Origin of the sequence: Micromonospora globispora, from assembly GCF_003857015.1 — a bacterium.
Taxonomy (GTDB): Bacteria; Actinomycetota; Actinomycetes; order Mycobacteriales; family Micromonosporaceae; genus Micromonospora; species Micromonospora globispora.
Genome location: NZ_QGGF01000425.1, coordinates 1 through 2,945, shown reverse-complemented (window position 1 = coordinate 2,945; position 2,945 = coordinate 1). Strand labels below are relative to the sequence as shown.

The following is a 2,945-nucleotide window of genomic DNA, read 5'->3' as shown; positions in this document are numbered from 1 at the left end:
GACCTGCGCGGCGTGGACCTGGGCCCGGCCGACCTGACCGGGGCCGACCTGCGCGGCGCGGACCTGCGCGGGGCGGACCTGAGCCACTGCCTCTTCCTGCACCAGTCGCAGCTCGACGCGGCCCGCGGCGACCACCGCACCGTGCTGCCCGCGGCGCTGCGCCGCCCCACCCACTGGTCGCTCGCCCTGTCGCCCGCATCCGCCCGCAACCGGCGGCGACCCCCGCGCCGGGGCTGACGTTTCGCCCGACCCCCGCCGGGTAGCCGTCAGCACCACGACGGCGCACCGTACAAGGAGGCGGACGGTGGCATATCGGACACGTCAGGGAAAGCAGCCGGTCGACCCGGCTCACGCCGAGGACGAGGCCGGCCAGGCCCGGCTGGTCCAGGTCGAGACGGACACGGACGTGCCGGCGCCGGAGCAGGGCGCCCCGAAACCGGACGTCGTCACCACGGACGACGGCTCCGGGGTGGCCGGCGGCGCCTCGGGCAGCAGCTCCGGTGGCTCCGGCATGCCCGGACACCCGGACGCGGCCCGCTGAGCGGCGTTTGCCGCCGGGCGACGCGGGCAGGAGTGCGACATGACGAGTGAGGAACGTTTCGGCCGCGCGGCCACCGACGAACCCGACGGCGCGACCGCCTACGAGGCGTCGCTGCGGCCGCCGGGCGACTCCCTGCACACCACCGACGACACCGGCGACGACTTCGCCGACCTGCCGGCCGAGGAGGCGCGCCCGGCGCGGGAGACCAGCCGGGCCGGCTACGACGTCGACGCCGTCTCAGGTACGGGAGAACCACCGAACATCGAGGAGTGACCCCACCTGCGCCGGTGCGGTCCACCGCCGATCGCACCGGCCGGGCCGGGGTCGACTCCGGCCCCTCATCGGCCGGCCGGGACGATCCCGCCCGCGCGGGCCTCGGCCATGCCCCGGTTCGCCAGCGCGTCGGCCCGCTCGTTCTCCGGGTGGCCGTTGTGCCCCTTGACCCAGAGCCAGGTGATCTGGTGCCGGGCGCAGGCCGCCTCCAGCCGCTGCCAGAGGTCGGCGTTCTTCACCGGCTGTCGGGCCGCCGTCAGCCAGCCGTTCCGCTTCCAGGAGTGCAGCCAACTGGTGATGCCGTTGCGGACGTACGTGCTGTCGGTGTGCAGCTCCACGGTGGCCGGCCGGGTCAGCGTCTCCAGGGCCTGGATCGCGGCCATCAGCTCCATCCGGTTGTTGGTGGTCGGCGTCGACTCACCCCCGTGGAGCTCCCGCTCGTGCGAGCCGTAGCGCAGCACCGCCCCCCAGCCGCCCGGGCCCGGGTTGCCGCTGCAGGCCCCGTCGGTCCAGATCTGCACCGTCCGGTGAGCCGTCGCCTCCGTCATGCGGCAGAACCTACCGGACGGCTTCGGCGAGGGCGTGAAGCGCGCCCGCGGCGCGAACCGGCCCGCCGTCGCACCTGATGCCGCCTGGCCCAATTTGGGCGATTTGTCCCGGGGACAGCTTCCGTGCGGCAGTATCCCTCCCGAGGGACGTCGACGCCGCCACCGGGTCGAGATCCGCCGCCGACACATCGCGACCATCGCGAGGCGTACGGACCCTCACCGACCGTACGGCCCGGTGCCGCGGCGGAGCCCCGCGCGGTCCGCCCTCAGGGGGCCACCACATCTCGAGCTGCCGGGCGACGCACGGCGCCGCCGGGGGATTCCTCATGACCTGTGACCTGCACACCTACCTTCTACCCGCCCGGGCCGGCCGCCCGTCGCGGCGGCCGAGCACGCTGGCCGGCGGGAACCGGCCGGGATCGTGACCGGGCAACTCGGCGACATCGACGTCAGCACCCCCGCGGTGGTGCTGAAGCTCGATCCCAACGTCTTCCACCACGGCGGCCTGGGCGTGGTCCGCAGCCTCGGCCGGCTCGGCGTGCCGGTCCACCTCGTCCACGAGGACCCGCTCTCCCCCGCCGCGGCGTCCCGGTACGTGCGGGGACGGTGGGAGTGGAACCCCGGCGTCGAGGCGGACCGCGTCGCGGCGGGACTGGTGCGGCTGGCCGAGCGGATCGGCCGCCCGGCCGTGCTGGTGCCCACCGACGACGCCGGCGCCATCTTCCTCGCCGAGCGGGGCCGCTACCTGCGCCGCTGGTTCCACTTCCCGACTCCCCCACCGGACCTGCCCCGGCAACTGGCCGACAAGCAGTCCCTGCACCGCCTCTGCCGGGACCTCGGCGTGCCGGCCCCGGTCACGCTGGTGCCGGAATCGGCGGCGGAGGCGCACGAGTTCGCCTCCCGGGTCGGCTTCCCCGTCGTCGTGAAGCGGACCCGCCCCTGGCGGCCCGCGGACGGAAAGCACCGACGCAGCACCACACTGGTGCGCAGCCGCGACGAGTTGGCCGCCCTCCTGGCGTGTCGAACGAGCGAGGACGCGCTGCACGGCCTGATGCTGCAGGAGCACATCCCCGCCAGCCCTGAGGCCGACTGGTTCTTCCACGGGTACTGCGACGCCAACCTGGTCTGCCGGGTCGGCTTCACCGGGGTCAAGGAACGGTCCTATCCGGCCCACGCCGGGCTGACCACCCTCGGCCGGGCGGTGGACAACCATCCGCTGCGCGCCGACATGCAGCAACTGCTCAAGGCCCTCTCCTATCAGGGCCTGATGGACCTCGACCTGCGGCGCGACCCACGCGACGGCGGATACCGGCTGCTGGACTTCAATCCCCGGCCCGGCGCCCAGTTCCGCGTCTTCGAGGACACCGGCGGTCTGGACGTCGTCCGCGCCGCCTACCTGGACCTGACCGGGCAGCCCGTACCGGAGCAGCGGCCGTGCCGGGAGCGCCGGATGGTGGTGGAGAACTACGACCTCCCGGCGGCGCTCGGCTACCGCCGCCGGGGAGAACTGAACCTCGTCGCCTGGGCCCGCTCGCTGCGCCGGGTCGACGAGACGGCCTGGTTCGCCCGCGACGACCTCGCCC

At 74.5% G+C, this 2,945-nt stretch carries 5 protein-coding genes; 4 read left to right on the top strand and 1 reads right to left on the bottom strand.

Annotated features, from left to right (window positions below; all coding sequences use genetic code 11):
* From DKL51_RS22960 to DKL51_RS22950, 3 genes are all read left to right on the top strand, one after another.
* On the top strand, positions 1 to 237 hold a 237-nt coding region (locus tag DKL51_RS22960), incomplete at its 5' end, for a pentapeptide repeat-containing protein (protein WP_148097830.1).
* A gap of 67 nt (positions 238 to 304) precedes the next feature.
* Entirely contained in the window at positions 305 to 541 is a 237-nt protein-coding gene (locus DKL51_RS22955) for a preprotein translocase YidC (RefSeq protein ID WP_109944028.1), read from the top strand.
* 39 nt (positions 542 to 580) lie between these two features.
* The gene (locus DKL51_RS22950; RefSeq protein WP_109944027.1) at positions 581 to 814 is read left to right on the top strand and encodes a hypothetical protein; all 234 of its coding nucleotides are present in this window, start codon (positions 581 to 583) and stop codon (positions 812 to 814) included.
* A 65-nt stretch (positions 815 to 879) separates the two neighbouring features.
* Here DKL51_RS22950 and rnhA read toward each other — a convergent pair whose 3' ends face one another.
* On the bottom strand, positions 880 to 1,362 hold the full coding sequence (gene rnhA / locus DKL51_RS22945) for a ribonuclease HI (protein ID WP_109944026.1): 483 nt from the start codon (positions 1,360 to 1,362) through the stop codon (positions 880 to 882).
* 421 nt (positions 1,363 to 1,783) lie between these two features.
* Here rnhA and DKL51_RS22940 point away from each other — a divergent pair.
* A partial coding sequence (locus DKL51_RS22940) for a carboxylate--amine ligase (protein ID WP_124812464.1) occupies positions 1,784 to 2,945 on the top strand: 1,162 nt, incomplete at its 3' end.